General features: G+C 75.2%; 21 protein-coding genes. 11 read left to right on the forward strand and 10 right to left on the reverse strand.

All coding sequences use genetic code 11. The annotated features are described in order from the left end of the window. The first annotated feature begins 27 nt into the window (after positions 1-27). The 3 genes from GOBS_RS17630 to cydC are packed head-to-tail and all read left to right on the forward strand — an operon-like array spanning position 28 to position 5998. On the forward strand, positions 28-1593 hold the full coding sequence (locus GOBS_RS17630; RefSeq protein ID WP_012949621.1) for a cytochrome ubiquinol oxidase subunit I: 1566 nt from the start codon (positions 28-30) through the stop codon (positions 1591-1593). Between the two features lie 11 nt (positions 1594-1604). Continuing rightward, positions 1605-2621 (forward strand): cytochrome d ubiquinol oxidase subunit II, encoded by a 1017-nt coding sequence (gene cydB, locus GOBS_RS17635; protein WP_012949622.1) that lies wholly within the window; start codon positions 1605-1607, stop codon positions 2619-2621. After that, a complete protein-coding gene (gene cydC / locus GOBS_RS17640) occupies positions 2618-5998 on the forward strand; it encodes a thiol reductant ABC exporter subunit CydC (RefSeq protein WP_012949623.1) in 3381 nt (1126 codons plus the stop codon). Before cydB ends, cydC begins: the two co-directional genes overlap by 4 nt. 5 nt (positions 5999-6003) lie before the next feature. Here the strand turns inward: cydC and GOBS_RS17645 are convergent, their stop codons facing one another. Continuing rightward, positions 6004-6360 (reverse strand): hypothetical protein, encoded by a 357-nt coding sequence (locus tag GOBS_RS17645; protein WP_012949624.1) that lies wholly within the window; start codon positions 6358-6360, stop codon positions 6004-6006. 139 nt (positions 6361-6499) lie between these two features. Between GOBS_RS17645 and GOBS_RS17650 the strand changes: the two genes are divergently transcribed. Then, positions 6500-7060 carry a dihydrofolate reductase family protein gene (locus GOBS_RS17650; protein WP_012949625.1) on the forward strand — a complete coding sequence of 187 codons (561 nt, stop codon included), beginning with the start codon at positions 6500-6502 and terminating at the stop codon, positions 7058-7060. Between the two features lie 103 nt (positions 7061-7163). Here GOBS_RS17650 and rraA read toward each other — a convergent pair whose 3' ends face one another. Genes rraA through GOBS_RS17675 form a run of 5 tightly spaced genes read right to left on the reverse strand, consistent with a single transcriptional unit; the run spans position 7164 to position 10985 of the window. After that, positions 7164-7658 (reverse strand): ribonuclease E activity regulator RraA, encoded by a 495-nt coding sequence (gene rraA, locus GOBS_RS17655; protein WP_012949626.1) that lies wholly within the window; start codon positions 7656-7658, stop codon positions 7164-7166. Positions 7659-7718: 60 nt separating this feature from the next. Further along, positions 7719-8801 (reverse strand): isocitrate/isopropylmalate dehydrogenase family protein, encoded by a 1083-nt coding sequence (locus tag GOBS_RS17660; RefSeq protein WP_012949627.1) that lies wholly within the window; start codon positions 8799-8801, stop codon positions 7719-7721. A gap of 5 nt (positions 8802-8806) precedes the next feature. After that, on the reverse strand, positions 8807-10219 hold the full coding sequence (locus tag GOBS_RS17665; protein WP_012949628.1) for an NAD-dependent succinate-semialdehyde dehydrogenase: 1413 nt from the start codon (positions 10217-10219) through the stop codon (positions 8807-8809). Then, positions 10216-10677 (reverse strand): cupin domain-containing protein, encoded by a 462-nt coding sequence (locus GOBS_RS17670; RefSeq protein ID WP_012949629.1) that lies wholly within the window; start codon positions 10675-10677, stop codon positions 10216-10218. The genes GOBS_RS17665 and GOBS_RS17670 overlap by 4 nt, the downstream gene beginning before the upstream one ends. Continuing rightward, positions 10674-10985, reverse strand: a complete 312-nt coding sequence (locus tag GOBS_RS17675) for a putative quinol monooxygenase (RefSeq protein WP_012949630.1) — start codon at positions 10983-10985, stop codon at positions 10674-10676. The genes GOBS_RS17670 and GOBS_RS17675 overlap by 4 nt, the downstream gene beginning before the upstream one ends. Positions 10986-11054: 69 nt before the next feature. Here GOBS_RS17675 and GOBS_RS17680 point away from each other — a divergent pair, with 69 nt between their 5' ends. Then, positions 11055-12116 (forward strand): Ldh family oxidoreductase, encoded by a 1062-nt coding sequence (locus tag GOBS_RS17680; protein WP_012949631.1) that lies wholly within the window; start codon positions 11055-11057, stop codon positions 12114-12116. Beyond that, the gene (locus GOBS_RS17685) at positions 12113-12829 is read left to right on the forward strand and encodes a GntR family transcriptional regulator (protein ID WP_012949632.1); all 717 of its coding nucleotides are present in this window, start codon (positions 12113-12115) and stop codon (positions 12827-12829) included. Before GOBS_RS17680 ends, GOBS_RS17685 begins: the two co-directional genes overlap by 4 nt. Before the next feature lie 85 nt (positions 12830-12914). On the opposite strand, the gene GOBS_RS17690 is transcribed toward GOBS_RS17685, so the two are convergent. The 3 genes from GOBS_RS17690 to GOBS_RS17700 form a co-directional block, all read right to left on the reverse strand. After that, complete coding sequence (locus GOBS_RS17690; protein ID WP_012949633.1) at positions 12915-13310, reverse strand: universal stress protein; 396 nt, start codon at positions 13308-13310, stop codon at positions 12915-12917. A gap of 80 nt (positions 13311-13390) precedes the next feature. Beyond that, positions 13391-14089 (reverse strand): response regulator, encoded by a 699-nt coding sequence (locus GOBS_RS17695; protein WP_012949634.1) that lies wholly within the window; start codon positions 14087-14089, stop codon positions 13391-13393. Then, positions 14086-15690, reverse strand: coding sequence for a sensor histidine kinase (locus GOBS_RS17700; protein ID WP_012949635.1), 1605 nt, complete (start codon positions 15688-15690; stop codon positions 14086-14088). The genes GOBS_RS17695 and GOBS_RS17700 overlap by 4 nt, the downstream gene beginning before the upstream one ends. A 251-nt stretch (positions 15691-15941) precedes the next feature. Here GOBS_RS17700 and GOBS_RS17705 point away from each other — a divergent pair, with 251 nt between their 5' ends. The 5 genes from GOBS_RS17705 (at position 15942) to GOBS_RS25635 (ending at position 20089) form a co-directional block, all read left to right on the forward strand. Further along, on the forward strand, positions 15942-16961 hold the full coding sequence (locus GOBS_RS17705) for a Bug family tripartite tricarboxylate transporter substrate binding protein (protein ID WP_012949636.1): 1020 nt from the start codon (positions 15942-15944) through the stop codon (positions 16959-16961). Beyond that, a complete protein-coding gene (locus GOBS_RS17710) occupies positions 16958-17473 on the forward strand; it encodes a tripartite tricarboxylate transporter TctB family protein (RefSeq protein WP_012949637.1) in 516 nt (171 codons plus the stop codon). The genes GOBS_RS17705 and GOBS_RS17710 overlap by 4 nt, the downstream gene beginning before the upstream one ends. Beyond that, positions 17473-19089 carry a tripartite tricarboxylate transporter permease gene (locus GOBS_RS17715; protein WP_012949638.1) on the forward strand — a complete coding sequence of 539 codons (1617 nt, stop codon included), beginning with the start codon at positions 17473-17475 and terminating at the stop codon, positions 19087-19089. The genes GOBS_RS17710 and GOBS_RS17715 overlap by 1 nt, the downstream gene beginning before the upstream one ends. 76 nt (positions 19090-19165) lie before the next feature. Beyond that, positions 19166-19420, forward strand: a complete 255-nt coding sequence (locus GOBS_RS17720; RefSeq protein ID WP_041241564.1) for a glycerate kinase — start codon at positions 19166-19168, stop codon at positions 19418-19420. Between the two features lie 243 nt (positions 19421-19663). Continuing rightward, entirely contained in the window at positions 19664-20089 is a 426-nt protein-coding gene (locus tag GOBS_RS25635) for a nuclear transport factor 2 family protein (protein ID WP_012949639.1), read from the forward strand. Between the two features lie 3 nt (positions 20090-20092). Here the strand turns inward: GOBS_RS25635 and eutC are convergent, their stop codons facing one another. Then, the gene (eutC, locus tag GOBS_RS17730; RefSeq protein ID WP_012949640.1) at positions 20093-20848 is read right to left on the reverse strand and encodes an ethanolamine ammonia-lyase subunit EutC; all 756 of its coding nucleotides are present in this window, start codon (positions 20846-20848) and stop codon (positions 20093-20095) included. Positions 20849-20854: the final 6 nt, after the last annotated feature.

Genomic DNA, 20854 nt, shown 5'->3' on the forward strand with positions numbered 1-20854 from the left:
CGTACGACGACCGGAGAGGGGCCCGCCGTGGACGTCCTGGACATCGACGTGGTGGACATCGCGCGCTGGCAGTTCGGCATCACGACCGTCTACCACTTCCTGATGGTCCCGCTGACCATCGGCCTGGGGGTCCTGGTCGCCGTCATGCACACCCTCTGGGTACGCACCGGCAAGCCCGAGTGGCTGCGGATGACCCGCTTCTGGGGCCGCATCTACCTGATCAACTTCGTGCTCGGCGTGGCCACGGGCCTGGTGCAGGAGTTCCAGTTCGGCCTGGCCTGGAGCGAGTACTCGCGCTTCGTCGGCGACGTCTTCGGCTCGCTGCTGGCCCTCGAGGCGCTGCTGGCCTTCTTCCTCGAGTCGACGTTCCTCGGCCTGTGGATCTTCGGCTGGGGCCGCATCCCGAAGGAGCTGCACCTCGCCGCGCTGTGGGCCGCGGTCATCGGCTCGATCGTCAGCGCGTACTTCATCATCGCGGCCAACTCCTGGATGCAGCACCCGGTCGGGGTCGAGGTCGACGACACCACCGGCCGCCCCGTGCAGGTCGACTTCCTCGCCGTGCTGACCAACAACACCGCGCTGGCCGCCTTCAGCCACGCGGTCGTCGCCGCGCTCATGGTCGCCGGCGCCCTGCTGGTCGGCATCGGCCTGTGGCACCTGCGCCGGCGGGCGCTGGCCGGGCAGCCGACCACGGACGTCGACCACGCCGTGTGGCGGCGCTCGGTCCGGCTGGGCGGCTGGGTGTCGCTCGCCGCGTTCGTCCTCGTCGCCCTCACCGGCGACTGGCAGGGCAAGCTCATGTACGAGCAGCAGCCGCTCAAGATGAGCTCGGCCGAGGCGCTCTGCGAGACCGAGGCGCCCGCACCCTTCTCCGTCCTCGCCTGGAGCAAGCTGGGCTCCAACGAGTGCGACGACGTCCACTCGATCACCATCCCGGGGCTGGTGTCCTTCCTCGCCCACGGCGACTTCTCCAGCGCCGTCCCCGGCGTCAACCAGCTGCAGGAGGAGTACGCCGCGGTCTACGGGGAGACCTACCCCGACGACCCGTCGCGGTTCGGCGCGCTGGCCGGCGAGGAGATCGACTACACGCCCCTGCTGGCGGTCAGCTACTGGAGCTTCCGGCTCATGATCGGCATGGGCGCGGTCTCCGCCGGAGTCGCCGCCTACGCGCTGTGGGCCACCCGGAAGGGCCGGGTGCCGACCTCGCAGATCGGCGTGTACGGCTCGCTGCTCGCCGTCGCCGCGCCCTTCGTGGCCAACGCGACCGGGTGGGTCTTCACCGAGATGGGCCGCCAGCCGTTCGTCGTCCACCCCAACCCGGACGTGCCGGTCGGCGAGCAGACGTACTTCTTCACCGCCCAGGCCGTCTCCCCCGGCGTCACCGCCGCCGAGGTCTGGACGTCGCTGACGCTGCTGACCCTCGTCTACGGCGCCCTGGCCGTCGTCGAGCTGTGGCTGATCACCCGCTTCGTCCGCCGCGGCGTGACCACCGGGGACCACGCTCCCGACCACCCCGCGCCCGCCCCCGGCACCCCGGCGGAGGGGACGCCGGAGTCCCGCGAGGACGACGACGTCCTCCAGTTCGCGTACTGAGGAGCATTCCTGTGGACCTGCAGACCCTCTGGTTCGCCGCCGTCGCCCTGCTGTGGACCGGCTTCCTGCTGCTCGAGGGCTTCGACTTCGGCGTCGCCGCGCTGCTGCCGCTGCTCGGCCGCCGTCCCGCCGAGCGGCACCTGATGCTGCGCACCATCGGCCCGCTGTGGGACGGCAACGAGGTCTGGCTGATCACCGCCGTCGGCGCGGTGTTCGCCGCCTTCCCCGGCTGGTACGCCACCTGGCTGCCGGCGCTGTACCTGCCCTTCGTGCTGGTGCTCTTCGGCCTGATCATCCGGGCCGTCGCCTTCGAGTGGCGGCACTCGCACTCCACCGAGGCGTGGGACACCACCTGGACGCGGGTGATCACCACGGGCTCGCTCGTCGCCGCGGCCGGCATCGGCGCCGCGCTCGGGGCCACCACCCTGGGCCTGCCGATCGACGACGACGGCAACCGGGTCGGCGGCGCGTTCTCCGGGCTGGGCTGGCCCGCGCTGCTGGGCGCGGTCGCCGTCCTGGCCTTCTCGGTGGTGCACGGCGCGGTGTTCCTGTCGCTGAAGACCGACGGCCCGCTGCGGGTCGCCGCCCGGCGCTTCGCGCTGCGGTGGGCGCCCGTGGCCGCGCTGCCGCTGCTGGCCTGGGCCGGCCTGGTGCACCTGCGGTCCGGCACGCCGGTCACCGGGGTGCTGTGGCTGGCTGCCGCGCTCGCCGTGCTGGTCGCCTGGGTGCGGCTGCGGGTCGGCCGGGAGGGCCAGGCGTTCACCGCGTGGGGCGCGATGCTGGTCATGGCGGCCGCGACGGTGTTCGGCGCCGCGTACCCGGTCGTCGTCCCCTCGACGATCGACTCCGCATTCGACGTCACGATCGCCGACGCCTCGGTCAGCGACTACACGCTCACCGTGATGACCTGGGCCGCCGGCATCGGGCTGCCCGTGGTGCTCGGCTACCAGGCGTGGACCTACTGGGTGTTCCGCCGGCGGCTGACCGCCGAGCCGCAGCACGGCGAGCCCGCGGGGGCGCACGCATGAGGTCGGACCGGGGGCCGCTCGGGGCGCTGGCCGGCGTACCGGGGGTGACCGGGGCGCTGGTCCGCGCCGCGGTCGCCGCGCTGGGCCAGGTCGCCGGGCTGGTGCTGCTCGCCGCCGGGCTGGCGCACGCGGTCGCCCGCGCGGCCGACCAGGCCGACGGCGCCCTGACCGGTCCGCTGCTCGCCGCCTCCGCCGGGGTCGTGCTGCGCGCGCTGGCCGGCTGGGCCGGTGAGGTGGTGGCCACGCGGGACGCCCGCCGCGCCGAGGAGCAGCTGCGCGCAGCACTGACCGCCCGGCTCGCCGCCTCCCCGGCCGCGGTCGCGGCAGCCGGCGGTCCCGGCCCGGCCGCGCTGCTGGCCACGACCCGGCTGGCCGAGCTCGGGCCCGCGCTGGCCACCCGCCTCCCCGCGCTGGCGCAGGCACTGGTCGTGCCGCCGGTGCTGCTCGTCGTGCTCGCCCGGACCGACCTGCTCTCGGCCGGCCTGGTCGCGGTGACCCTGCCGCTGGTGCCGCTGTTCATGGTGCTGGTCGGGCTGACCACCCGGGACGGCACCACCGCCGCTGCGCGGGCGCTGGACCGCATCGCCGCGCACGTCGCCGAGCTGGTCCGCGGCCTGCCGGTGCTGGTCGGGCTGGGCCGTGCCGCCGAGCAGGCCGCGGCGCTCGCCGAACTGGGCGAGGCCTCCCGCCGCCGCACGCTGTCGGTGCTGCGGCTGGCCTTCCTCTCCGCGCTGGTGCTCGAGCTGCTGGCCACGCTGTCGGTCGCGCTGGTCGCGGTCACCGTCGGCCTGCGGCTGGTGCACGGCGACCTCGACCTGGCCGTCGGCCTGACCGCGTTGCTGCTCGCGCCGGAGGCCTTCGCCCCGCTGCGCGCACTGGGTGCCGCCCACCACGCCGGAGAGGACGCCGCGCTGGCCGCCGCCGAGGCCCGCGCGGTGCTGGCCGCCCCCGATGCCGCCCCGGCCGTCGAGGTGGACGAGGACGACCCGCGCGGTGCCGACGTCGCCGTCGGGAGGCTCTCGGTGCGGTACCCGGGCCGGACCGTCCCCGCGCTGCCACCGGTCGACCTCGCCGTCCGGCCCGGGGAGCTGGTCGCCCTCCGCGGCGCCAGCGGCTCGGGCAAGTCGACGCTGCTGGCCGTCCTCGCCGGGCTGACCGACCCGGCCGCGGAGGTGCGCGGCACGGTGTCCGGCGTCCCGGCCGGCGGCGTCGCGTACGTGCCGCAGCACCCGCGCACCACCGGCGCGACCGTCGCCGACGAGCTGCGCCGGCACGCGGGGTCGGGGCCGGGCGGGAGTCGAGACACCGTGGACGAGGGAGTCGGCGAGGCCCTCGTCGTCGAGGCGCTGGCCCGGGCCGGCGCCGCCGAGCTGGCCGGGCGCGACTGCACCACCCTCTCCCCGGGCGAGCTGCAGCGGGTCGCGCTGGCCCGGGCGCTGGTGCGGGTGCGCCGCGGCGCCCGGCTGCTGCTGCTCGACGAGCCGACCGCGCACCTCGACGACGCGGCCGCCGCCCGGGTGGCCGCGGTGCTGGCCGGGCTGCACGGCACGGTGAGCACCCTGCTGGTCACCCACGACCGGGGCCTGGCAGCCCTCGCCGACCGCACCGCCGACCTCCCGTCCCCGGCCGCGGCTCCTCACCCTGTCGCGAGTGCGACGTCCTCGTGGCCATCAGCCCCTGATCGCCACGAGATCGTCACACCCGCCGCGGGACCGGGACCCGCGGGCGCCACGAACACCGGCCCGGGGCTGCGCTGGCCGCGGCGGGCGCTGGTGCGCGCGGTCGCCGCCGGCACCGCCTCGGCCGGCGCCGGTGTGGCGCTCACCGCGGTCTCCGGCTGGCTGATCGTGCGGGCCGCCGAGATGCCGCCGGTGCTCACCCTGCTGGTCGCGATCGTCGGCGTGCGGGCCTTCGGCCTGGGCCGGGCAGGGCTGCGCTGGGTGGAGCGGATGACCGCCCACGACGCCGCGCTCCGGCTGGCCGCGGACCTGCGGGTGCGGGTGTGGCGGGCGCTGGCCGCCCAGGGCCTCGCGGCCGACCGGACACCGGGCTCGGCGCTGGCCCGCGTGGTCGGCGACGTCGGCCTGGTGCAGGACCTGTCGGTGCGCGTGGTCCCGCCGGCGCTGGCGGCCGGCACCGTGACCACCGCGACCGTCGGCGCGCTCGCCCTGGTCTCCCCGGCTGCGGCCGGCGCCGCGGCGGCGGTCCTGGCGGCCACCGTGGCGCTGGTGCTGCTCGCGCACGGGCGGGTGGACGCCGGTGCCGCGCGCGCCGAGGCGGCGCTGCGGGTGGCGGCGCTCCGCGACACCACCACCGCGCTCGACGGAGCGGCCGACCTGCGGGCGCACGGCCTGGCCGGGCGGACGGCGGCCGACCTCGCCGGGCTGGCCGCCGACCGGAGCGCGGCCGACCGCGCGCGCACCCGGGCCGGCGCGCTGGGCGCCGGTGCGGTCGTCCTCGGCACCGGGCTCGCCGCGGTCGCCGCCGCGGCGGCCGGCGCCGCGGCCGGGGTCACCGGCCCGGCGATCGCGGTGCTCGCCCTCGCCCCGCTGGCCCTGGCCGAGCCGCTGGCCGGGCTGGTTACCGCGCTGCAGCGGCGCGGCACCCTCGCCGACGCCCGCGACCGCCTCGACGCCGTCCTCACCGCACCGGTGCCGGCCGACCCCGCCGACCCGCGGCCGGCGCCCGCGCGGGTGCGCTCGCTGGCCACCGACGGGCTGGTCGCCGGCTGGCCCGGCGGGCCGGACGTGCTCCGCGGCCTGACCACGCGGACGGACGTCGAGGGCGGCTGGCTGGTCGTGCGCGGGCCCTCCGGCTCCGGCAAGTCGACGTTCCTGGCCGTGCTGCTCGCGGCGCTGCGGCCGCGGGCGGGCGGGTACGCGCTGGACGGCGTCCCCGCCGACCGGCTGACCGGGGACGGCGTCCGCTCCCGGATCGCCTGGCTGCCGCAGGAGGCGCACGTGTTCGCTTCGAGCATCCGCGCCAACCTGGCCCTGGCCGCGCCGCGGGGCGAGCTGGCCGGACCGGACGGCGAGGCCCGGATGCGCGCCGCGCTGGCGGCCACCGGCCTGGGCGGGCTGCTCGCCGGGTTGCCCGGGGGGCTCGACACCCCGGTCGGCGCGGGCGGCACCGCGCTGTCCGGCGGGGAGCGGCGCCGGCTGGCCGCGGCCCGGGCGCTGCTGGCCGACCGGGACGTCGTGCTGCTCGACGAGCCGACCGCGCACCTGGACCCGCCCACCGCCGCGGCGCTGCTGCGCGACCTGCGCGCCGCGCTCGCCGGGCGGGTCGTGGTCTGCGTGACCCACGACGACACCGTCGAGCGGCCCGGCGACACCGTCGTCCGGCTGGGGGAGCCGGTGCCCGCGCTCGCGGGCTGAGCCGCTCAGGCCGCGCCGCGCGGCCGGACGGGACCGCCCGGCCGGACCCGCCGCACCTCGAAGCCGGGGAACGGGGGCAGCGCCGGGTCGACGACGAGCGGGACCCCGGCCGGCTCCCCGAGGACGCCGTGCTCGGCCAGCGCCGCCCGCGCGGCCGGGTCGAGCTCGGCGAGCATGCGGTCGTACAGCTCCGGCCGGACCCGGATCTCGCGAGGCGGGGCCGTGCCCGGCGCCCACGCGACGGCGAGGACGTCCCCGGCGAAGTCGGGCCGCATCCAGTGCGGGAAGTGTGCGACGGGAGCTGGTTGCTGTACCGGGAAGCGGTCGGCGACCGGCGCCCTTCTCGTGATGGCCTGGGACATGGTGGCCTCCTGGCGTTCCCTCGCGTTCCGTTACAACGCGGGGAGGACGACGTCCATGCCACACCAGAGTGCTGACAGTTCCGGCAGATACGGGTCAGAGGTCCTCCCGCTCGTCGGCACCGTCGGGCAGCCTGCCGGCATGGACGCACCCTTCACCGGTTCGGTGTTCCTCGGCATGAGCGTCGACGGGTTCATCGCCCGCCCCGACGGCGACCTCGCGTGGCTGACCGGCGGGGACGAGGCCGGCGGGGACGAGGCCGGCGGTGCGACGGACGACGGCGACGGCGGCGACTTCGGCTTCGCCGAGTTCGTCGCCGGCATCGACGCGCTGGTCATGGGCCGCGGCACCTACGAGGTGATCGCGCCGATGCACGAGTGGCCGTACCAGGGCAAGCCGGTGCACGTGATCAGCACGACGCTCGAGCCCGATCCCCGCATCACCCTGCACCGCTCCTTCGACGAGGCGGTCGCCGCGCTGACCACGGCCGGGTACCGCCGCGTCTACGTCGACGGCGGCCGGACGGTGCACGACTTCCTCGCCGCCGGGCTGATCGGCGACCTGACGCTCTCCCGGGCGCCGGTGCTCATCGGGGAGGGCCACACGCCGTTCGGGCCGCTGCCGGCCGACGTGCTGCTCGAGCACGTGCGCACGCAGACCTTCCGCGGCGGGATGGTGCAGACGACCTACCGGGTGCGCTGAGCCGGCACCGCTACCGGGATCCCCGGGCCCAGCCGGGAACGACCGTGGAGCTGGTCTCCGGCGCGCGCACCGGCCGGCCCGGGTGCTGCGCCGCCGCTGAGCGTCACCCCTCCGGCGCGGCGGGCAGGACGACGACGCCGTCCCGGTCGGCGCACAGCCACTCCCCCTCGCGGAACACCACACCCGCGAAGACGACCGGCCGGCCCGCCTGACCGGAGTGCATCCCGCGCTCGCTCCTGCGGGGGTGGGCCGCCAGCGCCCGGACCCCGATCGGCTGCTCGGCCAGCTCGTCGGCGTCCCGGATGCAGCCGTACACGACGATCCCCGCCCAGCCGTTCGTCGCCGCGGAGACGGCCAGGTTGCCGCCGACCAGCCCGCAGCGCCTCGACCCGCCGCCGTCGACGACGAGCACCCGGCCCTCTCCGGGCCCCTCGACCGCCTGCTTGACCAGAGTGTTGTCCTCGAAGACCTTGAGCGTGGTGATCGGCCCGCTGAAGGCGGCGCGGCCGCCGAAGACCTCGAACACCGGCTCGCACACCTGCGCCTCCGGATGGGCGTCGCAGACGTCGGTGGTGGCGGGCACCCGCGGTTCGGTCATGGCGCGGAGGCTAGGGCCTGACGGTGCGGAGAGGCAGCTCGAGGGGTGCTCACGACGCCCTCACGCCCTGGCCGCGGTGCGCTCGACGACGGCGTCGGTGAACTCGCCGGTCGAGGCCGTGCCCCCCAGGTCGCGGGTGCTCACGCCGGCGCGCACGGCCGACCGGACGGCGTCCTCCACCCGGACGGCGGCGTCGGCGAGACGGCGGTCGCCGTGCCGGGTGCCGAGCCAGTCGAGCAGCATCCCCGCGGACAGGATCATCGCGATCGGGTTGGCCAGCCCCTCCCCGGCGATGTCGGGCGCGGACCCGTGCGCGGCCTGCGCCATGGCCCGCTCGTCCGAGGCGTTGACCGACGGCGCGATACCGAGCGACCCGGCCAGTTCACCGGCCATGTCCGAGAGGATGTCGCCGAACATGTTCTCCGCGACCACGACGTCGAAGGCGGACGCACGGCGCAGCAGGTGCACCGTCATCGCGTCGATGTGGAAGTCGTCGACCGCCACGTCGGGGTACTGCTCGGCCACCTCGAGGCAGACCCGCTTGAACAGGCCCGAGCTCAGCTGCAGCACGTTGGCCTTGTGCACGATCGTGAGCTTGTTCCGCCGGCGCCGGGCCAGCTCGAACGCGGCCCGGGCGATGCGCTCGACGGCCGGACGGGTGAAGACCCCCATCGCGATGGCGACATCGGGCGTCGGCATGTACTCGCCGGTGCCCGCGTGGGTGTTGCGGTCGGCGTAGAAGCCCTCGGTGTTCTCCCGGACGATCACCAGGTCGGTCCCGGGGGCGATCGCGCGCCCGCCCTCGAAGGCGCGGGCCGGGCGGATGTTCGCGTACAGGTCGAAGTGCTTGCGCAGGGTGCCGCTCGGGTTGAGCCGCGACCGGAACGGCTCGGGGTACGCGACGCTGTCGTGCGGGCCGAGCAGCCAGCCGTCGAGCCCGGCCAGCGCCTCCAGCGTCGTGTCCGGGATGGCGCTGCCGTGCTCCTCGATGGCCGAGGCGCCCAGCGGCAGCTCCTGCCACTCGATCGGGTCGGCACCGGCGGCGGCCAGCGCCGCGTCGACCACGCGCACGGAGGCGGGGACGATCTCGGGACCGATCCCGTCACCGAGCAGGACGCCGAGGCGGCAGGGGGTTCCCCTCATGGTGGTCACTCCGATGCGGGGGCCGTCGCGGCGGGCTCGTCGAGCACCCACCACGTGCGGACGTCGACGAACTCACGGATGCCGGCGGCGGCCAGCTCGCGGCCGTAGCCGCTGGCGCGGGTGCCACCGAAGGGCATGCGGACGTCGGAGGCGACAACCGCGTTGACGAAGGCGGCGCCGGACCGGATCCGGCGGGCGACGGCGACACCCCGCTCGGGATCGGCCGTCCAGACGCTCGCCCCCAGCCCGAAGCGGGTGTCGTTCGCGACCCGCACGGCCTCCTCGTCCCCGTCCACCGCGATGACCGCGGCGACCGGGCCGAAGACCTCCTCGTCGTAGGCGGGGACCCCGGGCCGGACGTCGGCCAGGACCGTGGGCGCGTAGAAGGTGCCCGGACCCTCGAGGCGGTGGCCGCCGGTGAGCAGCCGGGCGCCGGCCGCGACAGATGCCTCGACCTGCCGGTGTACTCCCTCGAGCAGGTCGGCGCGAGCCATCGGGCCGACGTCCGTGCCGGGCGCCTGCGGGTCCCCGACGGTCAGCGCCTCCACCTCGGAGACCAGCAGTCGGGTGAACTTCTCGGCGACCGAGGAGTCGACGACCAGTCGCTTCGGCGAGATGCAGCTCTGCCCGGCGTTCAGGAGGCGACCCCGGGCGGCCAGGGCGGCCACGCGGGGGAGGTCGGCGTCGGCCAGGACGACGAACGGGTCCGAGCCGCCGAGTTCCAGGACCGACTTCTTGATCGCACCGCCCGCGGCCGTGGCCACCGCCCGGCCGGCCCGCTCGCTGCCGGTGATGGTGACCGCGCCGATGCGTGGGTCGCCGATCAGCCGCGCCGTCACCGCCGGCACGTCCGGCTCGGCGACGACCAGCGCGGTGAACAAGCCGTCCGGCGCTCCTGCAACGGCGAACAACCGCTGCACCGCGATCGCGCAGCCGGTCGTGTTGGGCGAGTGCTTGAGCAGCGCGGCGTTGCCCGCCATGAGCGCGGGTGCGGCGAAGCGGAGCACCTGCCACAGCGGGAAGTTCCACGGCATGACCGCGAGCACCACGCCCACCGGCTCGTAGCCGATCCAGCTGCGGACGGCGGCGGTCTCGACCGGCTCGTCGGCGAGGAACGCTGCGGCGTGCTCGGCGTACCAGTCGCAGGCCGTGGCGCACTTCTCGACCTCGGCGCGGGACTCGGCCAGCGGCTTGCCCATCTCGCGGGTGACGAGCAGCGCCAGCTCCTCGGCCCCCTCCCGGAGCAGGACGGCGGCCCGGCGCAGGACGGCGGCCCGCTCGGTGACCGGCATCGCGGCCCACCGGGCCTGCGTGGCAGCCGCCCGGTCCAGCGCGGCGTCGACATCGGCGTCCGAGAACGCCGGGTACTCGGCCAGTCGCCGCCCCGTCGCGGGGTCGACCGTGACGACGGCGCTCATGCCGGCTCTCCTGACGACGGCACAGCTCCGCGGTCGGCGTCGGACAGGTGCTCGAACGTCTCGCCGGTGGCGGTGATGGTGCGGGTGACGTCTCGGCCGCCGTAGACCCAGTAGATGGTCATCGACCCCTCGCCGCGGTTGCGGAAGCAGTGCGGGATCCCGGCCGGCACCCAGGTGGCCTGGCCGGCGACGAGGTCGAACTCGTCGTCCCCGAGCACCGCGGTGGCCTCGCCCCCGAAGACCAGCACCGTCTCCTCGACGTTGTGCGAGTGCAGCGGGATGCCGGTGCCGGGTGCGAAGACCGTCATCCCGGTGGTGACCCGGTTGGACTCGCAGTTCCACCTGCCGACGAAGGGGATCGTGACGACGCCGCTGCCGCGGTCGAAGCGCTCGATCTCCTCCGGGCGCAGCAGCATCGACGGCGGGACGGGCCGTGTCGGCTCAGGTGCAGTGCTCATGCGGACTCCTCGGAGGGGTGGGTGACCAGCAGCCGGCCGGGCGTGTTGACCTGACCGACGAGGACCTCCTCGGCGATCACCCGCCAGGCGGCGAAGTGCGGGGACGCCTTGTGCGCGGCGAAGGCCGCCTCGTCGGCGTAGAGCTCGTAGAGGACGAAGCGGTGCTCGTCAGCCTCGACCGAGCAGACGTCGAACCGCAGGCACCCCGGTTCGTCCCGCACCGACGCCTCGGCGTTGGCGGCCATGCCGGCGAGGAACTCCTCGCGCCGGCCGGGCCGCACCTCCATCTGGACCACCAGGCTGAACACCCTCGACCTCCAACATTGTGTGTGCAACACTGTATACAGACCAGCACACAACCTGCCGAGGAGGCAAGAGTGACCGAGGAACGGATCGAGCCGAAGCTCCTGAGGGCGTTCGGCACCGGGGTCCTGACGGCGCTCGGTGTGCCCGGGGACGACGCGGCGCTGGTCGCCGACTCCCTCGTCCAGGCCGACCTGTGGGGTCACCAGTCGCACGGCCTGCTCCGGCTGCCCTGGTACGGCGCCCGCCTCCGCTCCGGCGCGATGCGCGCGGTCCCCGAGCCGGCGGTGCTCTCCGACACCGGCCCCCTGGTGCTGCTCGACGGCCGGGACGGCATCGGCCAGGTGCTCACCGAACGCGCGCGGCGGCTTGCCGTGGAGCGGGCCCGCACCCACGGCGTCGGTGTCGTCGGCGTCCGGAACTCCAACCACTTCGGCACGGCGATGTGGTTCACCCGCCGTGCCGCGCACGACGGGGTGGTCGCGGTCCTCACGACGAACGCGAGCCCGGCGATGGCACCCTGGGGCGGACGCGAGAAGCGGGTGGGCACCAACCCGTGGTCGATCGCCGCCCCCGGGCCCGACGGCACGGTCCTCGCCCTCGACATCGCGAACACCGCGGTCGCCCGCGGCAAGATCCACCTGGCGAAGAACCGCGGCGAGCCCATCCCGGACACGTGGGCGCTGACCGCCGACGGCGCACCGACGACCGATCCGGAGGAGGGGGTGCTGGGCGTGCTGCTGCCGATGGCCGGCCACAAGGGCTACGCGATCGCGTTCATGATGGACGTGCTCTCCGGCGCCCTGACCGGCAGCGCCGTCGGCACCGGCGTGCACGGCCCGTACGAGCCCGACGCCCGCAGCGGCTGCGGGCACCTGTTCCTGGCCCTGGACCCCGACGCCTTCGGTGACCGCGCCGGTTACGAGGCGCGGGTGCGGCAGCTGGTCGACGAGGTTGCGTCCGTCCCGCTCGCCCAGGGGTTCGACGGGGTCCTCCATCCCGGCCAGGTGGAGGACCGGGCCGAAGCGGCGAACCTGGCGGCCGGCGGCGTCGTCCTCGCCCGGGACTCGCTCGCCGGGCTGCGACGGCTGGGCGACGAGGTCGGCGTGCCGTTCCCCGCGGGACAACCGGCATGACGGCGGACAGCCGCGCCGAGGGGACCGAGGAGGTCAGCAAGGCCGACCAGGTCCACCGGCAGCTGCGGACCGAGATCGAGCTCGGTGAGCTGGCGCCGGGGACGCCGCTGTCGGAGCTCTCGCTGGTCGGGCGCACCGGGGCCTCGCGGACGCCGGTGCGCGAGGCCCTGCGCCGGCTGGCCGCCGAGGGCCTGGTCGACCTGGTACCCCGGCAGGGCGCCCGCGTCTCCCGGGTGTCGGCGCGCAGCGTCCGCGACCTGTTCGAGTTCCGCTCGCTGCTGGAACCGGCCGCCGTCCGGCAGGCAACCGAGGCCGCGGCCACCGACCCCGCGCTGCACCGGACCTTCGCCGAGCTGCGCGAGGCCATCGCGGGCGTCCTGGAGCGCGACCCGTCGACGGCGCGGTCCCGGTCGTTCTACGAGTTGGCCGACCGCTTCGACTGGGCGGTCATCGGGGCGACCCGCAACGAGCACCTGCGCCGCACCATCGCCGAGCTGCGGCCGCACACCGCGCGGCTGCGCAACCTCTCCCACCTGGACCCGCAGCGGGTCGAGGTGTCCGTCGGCGAGCACCTCGCCGTCTGCGACGCCCTGCTCGCCGGGGACGCCGACGGTGCGGCGACCGCCCTCGCCGGGCACCTGACGCGGAGCCTGGAGACGATCTTCCGCAACCTGGCTCACGGCCCCGGCGAGGGCGTCGACCTCCTGGGGTGACGGCGCCCGCTCGGTGACGTGCTGGAACGGCCACCCTTCAGGACCCACGCCGAGCCTGCGAGGCGTGAGGGGAAGGGTGGTCCTCCTAGTAGGCGGCCTTGACCGCCAGCACCGGGCAGTGCGCGTCGAGCAGGATCCGCTGCGCCTGGCTGCCGGTGATCAGCTTCCCGGTGGGCGTGCGGCGGCGCATGCCGATGACGATCAGGCTGGCCTTGACCCGGTCGGCGGCGTCCACGACCTCGTCCGAGGCGTCGTGCCCGGCCACCCGCTGGTCGATCTCGAAGACCACGCCCGCGCCGTCGAGCTTGGCCCGGACCTGGTCCAGCGCCCGCTCGGAGGCGAACCGGGGGTCGGCCAGGACGTCGCCGCGCGCGCTGTTCACGACGTGCAGCGGCTGGTCGCGCAGGCGGGCCTCGGTGATGGCGGCGTCGAGGGCGGCCTCGCCCTCGGGGGTGGGGACGTAGCCCACGACGATGGTCATGGCCGGAGCCTAAGCAGGCGGAACCGACACCGCCGCGTTGAGCCCGTAGCGGTCGTTTCGGTCGTTGCGTACCCGGCCGCTCACCCGGCGCGGTGGCCGCCCCCGCGCCGGGTGAACCGCCGCTCCGGCCGGCCCGCGGTGCCGTAGCGCTGCCGGACCTCGGCCTCCTCCAGGGTCACCAGCTGCTCCAGGTAGCGGCGGGCGCTCACCCGGGCGAGGCCGGTGCGCTCGCTGCACTGGGTGGCCGAGAGCCCCTCCTCCCCCGCGTCCCGCAGGGCCCCGCGGACCAGCTGCAGCGTCTCCGGCGCGATCCCCTTCGGCGTGGGGGCTGCCGGGCGCGGTCCGCTGCGCGCGCCGGCGAACAGCCGGTCGACGTCGGCCTGCCCGGCCTCCTGCAGCACGGCGAGCTCGCTGCGCAGCGCGGCGTACTCCCGCAGCCGGGCCTCGAAGGTCTGCCGGTCGAACGGCTTGACCAGGTAGGACAGGACGCCGCCGTGCCGCGCGCTGCGGATGCTCTCGACGTCCCGCGCGGCACTGATGACCACGACGTCGACCGGCACGGCGTCCGCCCGCAGCCGGCGCAGCACCTCCAGCCCGGTCATGTCCGGCAGGTAGACGTCCAGCAGCACGAGGTCCGGCCTCAGCCGGGCGACCTCGGCGAGCGCCGCCGCGCCGCTGGACGCGGTGCCCACCACCTCGAACCCGTCGAGGGCCGCGACGAACCCGGCGTGGACCCTGGCGACCATGAAGTCGTCGTCCACGATCAGCACCCGGGTCATGCGTCCACCAGCGCGGGGCCGGCCGGCAGCCGGGCGGTGAACACCGAGCCGTCCGCAGAGCTGGCCGTCACGCTCCCGCCGCGGCGGGTGCACACCAGGTGCACCAGGGACAGCCCGATACCCCGGCCGCCCGGGACGGCTGCGTCATGGGGAGCGGAGCCCTTCGTGGAGACGCCGCGCCGGAACACCTCGGCCTCCATCCCCGCCGGGACGCCGGGACCGGAGTCGCGGACCACGACGTCGACCTCGCCGTCGACGAGCCCCAGGCCCACCTCGACCCAGCGCTGCGCCGCGTCCGAGGCGGCGTCCATGGCGTTGTCAACCAGGTTGCCCACCACGGTCGCGACGTCCGTGCTCAGCTCGGGGGCGAGCACGGGCAGCGCGGAGTCCGGGGCGATGCGCAGGTCGACGCCCCGCTCGGCCGCCTGGCTGGCCTTGGCGACCAGCAGCGCGGCGATCGCCGGGTCGCACACGGCGGCGGTCACCGCGCTGCCGAACTCCGACCGGCTGGCGCTGATCCGGTGCACGAACCGCACCGCCTCCTGCGCCTCCCCCAGCTCGATGAGCCCCGCGATGGTGTGCAGCCGGTTGTCGAACTCGTGCGCCTGGGCCCGCAGCGTGTCGGTGACGTGCCGGTTCAGGTCGAGCTCGCGGCGCAGCTCGAGCAGCTCGGTGCGGTCGCGCAGCGTGGCCACCGACCCGATGGGCCGGCCACGGCTGGTGAGGGGCAGCCGGTTCACCACGAGCACCCGGCCGGCGGTGCCCACGGCCCGGTCCCGCTCCACGCCCGTGGTGAGCAGCGCCTCGGCCACCTCCTCGGCGACCCCCAACTCGTCGAGCGTGCGGCCGAGCGCGTCCCCGGGGATCCGCAGCAGCCGGACGGCCTCGTCGTTCACCAACGTCACGCGGCCGTGCAGGTCCAGCCCCACGACGCCCTCGCGGATGCCGTGCAGCATGGCGTCGCGGTGCTCGACCAGCCCGGCGATCTCGGCCGGCTCCAGCCCCAGCGTCTGCCGCTTCACCCGGCGCGCCACCAGCAGCGACCCGCCGATGCCCAGCACGCTGGCGAGGCCCAGGTAGGTGAGCAGGTTCGGCGCGGCCGCCTCCAGACTCCCGAGGACCCCCGGGTAGGTCCGCTGCACCGCGACCAGGCCGAGCACGCGGTCCCCCCGCTCGGAGTAGACCGGCGCCATGGCGACCGCGGCGTGACCGCCGGGCACCTCGACGTCCGCCACCCAGGACCGCCCCTCCAGCACCCGGCTGGCCCCGAGGTCGAGCGGCTCGCCCAGCAGCCCGGGGTCGGCGCTGGCGAGGACCGTGCGATCGGTCCGCGCGACGACCACGTCGGCGGACCCGGAGGTGCTGCGGCTGTCCTCCGCGGCGATGCCGATGTACTCCACCCGGCCGAGCTCCAGCGCCGTGCGGGTGGCCCGGCTGTTGGCGAGCGTCTCGGCGATCTCCAGCGCGCGGCGCCCCTCCACCTCCTCTGCCCCCTGCGTGGACTGCGCGACGGTGACGGCCGCGACGCCGACGAGGACGACGCAGACGATGACCACCTGCAACGCGAGCAGCTGGCCGGCGAGCGAGAGCCGCCGGGTCACGGGATCTCCTCGCCGGCGCTCGTCGGCCCCGTGCCCCAGGGTGCTGTGCCCATGGGTGACCTCGCGAGCTCGGTCACGGGACCTCCTCAGGGTCGGGGACGCGGCACGCCATTGAACTCCTGGCCGGCACCCGGACCGCCGTGCACACAACGACCACAACGCCCAATGCGCACGCAAGCGTGACACGCGCCACGCGCGTTGCGACCTTCCTTGGGAGCGGCGGACGTCCGCCGGACACACAGGAGGAACCCATGCGCAATGCTTCCCTGCGGAAGCTCACCGGCGTCGCCCTGACCGGGGGCATCGCCGCCGGGCTGCTGCTGACCGGGTGCGGCACCACCGCCGAGGGCGGCTCCGCCTCCGGCGGCGGCACCCAGGAGGGCCCCGTCACCGGCCTGCGGGTGCTGGTCCCGAACTCGCCCGGCAGCGGCTACGACACCACCGCCCGCGCCTTGGCCCAGGTCGCCGAGGAGGAGGAGCTGGCCGAGACGATCGAGGTGTTCAACCTCGAGGGCGCCGGCGGCACCGTCGGCCTGCAGCGCCTGGTCAACGAGACCGGCAACGCCGACATGCTCATGCAGATGGGCCTGGGCGTGGTGGGCGCGCAGTACAGCAACCAGTCCGAGGCCACCCTCGAGCAGACGACGCCGATCGCGCGGCTGATCGAGGAGGCCGAGGCGATCGTCGTCCCGGCCGACTCGCCGTTCCAGAACATCGACGACCTAGTCGCCGCCTGGAAGGCCGACCCGGGCAACACGCCCGTCGGCGGCGCGTCCAACCCCGGCGGCCCGGACCACCTGACGCCGATGCTGCTGGCGCAGGAGGTCGGCGTGACGCCGACCTCGGTCAACTACGTGGCCTACGACGGCGGCGGCGAGCTGCTCGCCGGCATCCTCGGCGGCGACGTGGCCTTCGCCGCGACCGGCATCGGCGAGGTCACCGAGCCCGCCGCCTCCGGTGACGTCCGCATCCTCGCGGTCACCAGCGAGGCGCCGGTCGAGGGCGTCGACGCGCCGACCCTCACCGAGTCCGGCGTGGACCTGACCTTCACCAACTGGCGCGGCATCGTGGCGGCCCCGGACATCACCCCCGAGGAGGCTCAGCGGCACGTCGACCTGATCACCCAGGTCCACGACAGCGAGGCCTGGCAGCAGGTGCTCGAGGACCAGGGCTGGACCGACTCCTTCATCACCGGCGACGAGTTCGGCTCCTTCCTCGACGAGGAGAGCCAGCGCGTCGAGGGTGTGCTCAGCGAGCTGGGCCTGACGTGACCGCCGCCTCCTCGGGAGGCACGACCCGGGAGCAGGGCCGCTCCGAGTACGGAGTGGCCCTGTTCCTGGGGGTCCTCGGCCTCCTCGTCATCGTGCAGGCCCTCCTCCTGCCGGAGAGCCGGATCGTCCGCGGGCCGGTCGGGCCCGCCGTCGTCCCCCTCGTCGTGGGCGGCCTGCTGGTCGTCGTCGGGGTCGTCCTGGCCATCGACGTGAAGCGCGGCGGCCGCGGTGAGCCCGAAGGCGGCGAGGACGTCGAGCTCACCGGCGGGACCGACTGGACGACGATCGCGATGCTCGCCGCCGCGTTCCTGGCCAACGCACTGCTGATCGAGAGCCTCGGCTGGGTGTTCTCCGGCGCGGTCCTGTTCTGGGGATCGGCGTTCGCCCTCGGCAGCCGCCACTACGTGCGCGACGCCGTGATCGCCTTCGCCCTGTCGATCGGCTCCTTCTACCTGTTCGCCCTCGGGCTCGGCATCGTGCTGCCCCCGGGCATCCTGAGGGGGATCCTCTGATGGACGCGTTCGGCTCCCTCTTGGAGGGCTTCGGCACCGCGCTGACGCCGACCAACCTGGCGTTCGCGTTGCTGGGCGTGCTGCTGGGCACCGCGATCGGCGTCCTGCCCGGCATCGGCCCGGCCATGGCGGTGGCACTGCTGCTGCCGCTGACCCGCGGCCTGGACGTCACCACCGCGCTGATCATGTTCGCCGGCATCTACTACGGCGGCATGTACGGCGGGTCCACGACGTCGATCCTGTTGAACACCCCGGGTGAGAGCGCCTCGGTGGTCACCGCCATCGAGGGCAACAAGATGGCCCGGTCCGGCCGCGCCGCGCAGGCCCTGGCCACCGCGGCGATCGGCTCGTTCGTCGCCGGGACCATCGCCACGCTGCTGCTGGCCCTGGTGGCGCCCCTGGTCGCCGACCTCGCCGTGGAGGTCTCGCCTGCCGACATGTTCGCGATCATGGTGCTGGCGTTCATCGCGGTGACGTCGGTGCTCGGCAGCTCCCGGGTGCGCGGCCTGGCCTCGCTGGGGCTCGGCCTGGCCATCGGGCTGATCGGCATCGACGCCACCTCCGGCCAGCAGCGGCTCACCTTCGGCATCGGCGAGCTCGCCGACGGCATCGACATCGTCGTCGTGGCGGTCGGCCTGTTCGCCGTCGGCGAGGCACTGTGGACCGCGGCCCACCTGCGCCGCCGCCCGGTCGAGGTCATCCCGGTGGGCAACCCGCGGATGAGCCGGTCGGACTGGCGCCGCTCGTGGAAGCCGTGGCTGCGCGGCACCGCGATCGGGTTCCCCTTCGGCGCCGTCCCGGCCGGTGGGGCCGAGGTCCCGACGTTCCTCTCCTACGTCACCGAGAAGCGGCTGTCCAAGCACCCCGAGGAGTTCGGCCATGGTGCCATCGAGGGCGTCGCCGGGCCGGAGGCCACGAACAACGCCTCGGCCGCAGGCGGGCTCGTGCCGCTGCTGACCCTGGGCATCCCGGTGACGGCCACCGCGGCGGTCCTGCTCGCCGCCATCGAGAGCTACGGCATCCAGCCCGGGCCGCAGCTGTTCGAGAGCGAGCCGGAGCTGGTGTGGGGCCTGATCGCCAGCCTCTTCATCGGCAACACGGCGCTGCTGGTGCTCAACCTGCCGCTGGCGCCGGTGTGGGCGCGTCTGCTGCGGATCCCGCGCACGTACCTGTACGCGGGCATCCTCTTCTTCGCCAGCCTGGGCGCGTACGCGACGAACGCCAACGTGTTCGACCTGTTCCTGCTGCTGGTCATCGGCGGGCTCGGCTTCATGATGCGCCGCTTCGGGCTGCCGCTGCTGCCGGCCATCGTCGGCGTGATCCTCGGGCCGTTCGCCGAAGCGGAGCTGCGGCAGGCGCTGCAGATCAGCAACGGGGCGATCGGCGGGCTGATCGACCCGCTGTCCGTCGTCGTGTACGTCATCGTGGCGCTGGTCCTGCTGTGGCCGGTGGTCCGCCTGCTGCTGCCGAAGAAGGGGGTGCACGTCCCCGTGCTCGACGAGGCGGTGCACGAGATCGAGGAGGCGCACCACCACCACGGGACGACCGACGCGATCTCGGTCGAGGCCCGGGCCAAGAAGGGGTTCGAGAAGTCGAACGACTCCGACGGCCACTGACGAGCATGCGCGGGGGGCGGGGAGGCCGGGTACCTCCCCGCCCCTCTCGCGTCGGCGCAGATGGGAACGGCACACGGTGCCCGCCGAGGCGTCCCGCCGCGCGGCGGCTCGCGACATCCCGGTCATCGCCCTCAGCGGCACCGTCGGCGCGGGCGTGCAGGCCGCCCTGGACGCCGGGCTGGACGCCTACGCGTCGATCCTCACCCGCCCGTGCACGCTGGACCACGCGCTCCAAGAGACCTCGGACTTCCTCGTCTCCTCCGCCGAGCAGACGATGCGCCTGCTGCTCGTGGGTCGCCGGCTCGCGTGGCAGGAGGCCGAGGCGCGCTGACCCGTCCCATCCGCACCGGGACGGAGGGCGACCGCCACACCCGGCCGCTGCCGGTCCCCTTCCCCGGCGGGACGGCGGAGTCGACACTGCTGGCGCCCGCCGGTGTCGCCGAGCGTCGTTCTGGGTCGTCCGCTCGGCGACGCCGACGCGGTGCCCCGCCCACGCGGCCCTCCTGCAACGGTCCCGCCGCGAGCCTGCGAGCGGTGGGGGGCAGGAGGGTCCTTCTCCTGCGAGGAGGCAGCCATGACGACGCAGCACGGCACGGCGCCCTCGGCCACCGCACACCCCAACGCGCAGCGGCTCCGGCACTCCTACGACGCGTTCCTCCGGGGCGACCTCGGTCCCCTCGACGACCTCCTCGCCGAGGACGTCGAGTGGCACGAGACCGGCCGCAACCAGCTCAGCGGGGTGCACCGCGGCCGCGACGCGGTCCGCGAGCTGCTCGGACGGCTGGGACAGCTGACCGAGGGCAGTCTCCGGCTCGACCTCCACACGGTCCTCGCTGACGACACCGACGGCGTGGCCGTCGTGCGGACCAGCGCCCGCCGCGGGGACCGCTCCTTCGAGGACGTGCTGGAAGCGCACATCTACCGGTTCAGGGACGGCCGGGTGACCGAGTTCCGCGTCACGTTCGACGACCAGTACGCGGTCGACGCCGTCCTCGGCTGAGCCTCAGCCGGCGCCGGGCGGCAGCGACTGTCCCTCGTCCTTGAGCACCACACCGGAGGCGCCGAGCTCCCGGGCCGCGCCCAGCAGCGCGGCCACGGTGTCGGCGGCCTGCGCGTAGGACAGCCCGTGCGGCGGGCGGACGTTGGAGACGCAGTTGCGCTCGGAGTCCACCCGCCCCGGCCGGGGGTCCCAGGTCAGGTAGACGCCGAGCGAATCCGCCGACGACAACCCCGGCCGCTCCCCGATCAGCACGACGACGGCCCGGGCACCGAGTGCCTCCCCCACCGCGTCGCCCAGGGCGACCCGCGCCTGGTGCGCCAGCACGAGCGGCGCGACGGTCCAGCCGGGCAGTCGCTGCAGCAGCGCGGTCACCAGCCCTCCGGCGTGCTCGTGCACCGCACGCGGGGAGAGCCCGTCCGCGACCACGACCGCGAGGTCGGCGTCGCCGCGCGGCAGCTCCGTGCCCTCCGCGAGCTGCCGGCCGAGGTCGGGCCGCTGCAGGTAGGTGGCGCGGTCGGGCGCGGCCGAGTGCACCTCGAGCAGCTCGGCACCCGGGAGGTGGGCGCGGACGAGCGCCGGGTCCAGCGGCTGGTGCACCGCGTCGCGGGCGGCGGCGTGCGCGGCCCGGAACTCCAGCTCCCGGGCGGTCGGCAGCGCGTCGCCGGCCCGGCCGAGCGCGACGCGCGCCCGGGTGGCCGACCGCAGCACGGCCCACGGGTCGTCGCTCGCCGGCAGCGGCCGGTCCAGGGCGTCGGTCATGCCCGG

It is taken from the genome of Geodermatophilus obscurus DSM 43160 (assembly GCF_000025345.1).
GTDB classification, from domain to species: Bacteria; Actinomycetota; Actinomycetes; order Mycobacteriales; family Geodermatophilaceae; genus Geodermatophilus; species Geodermatophilus obscurus.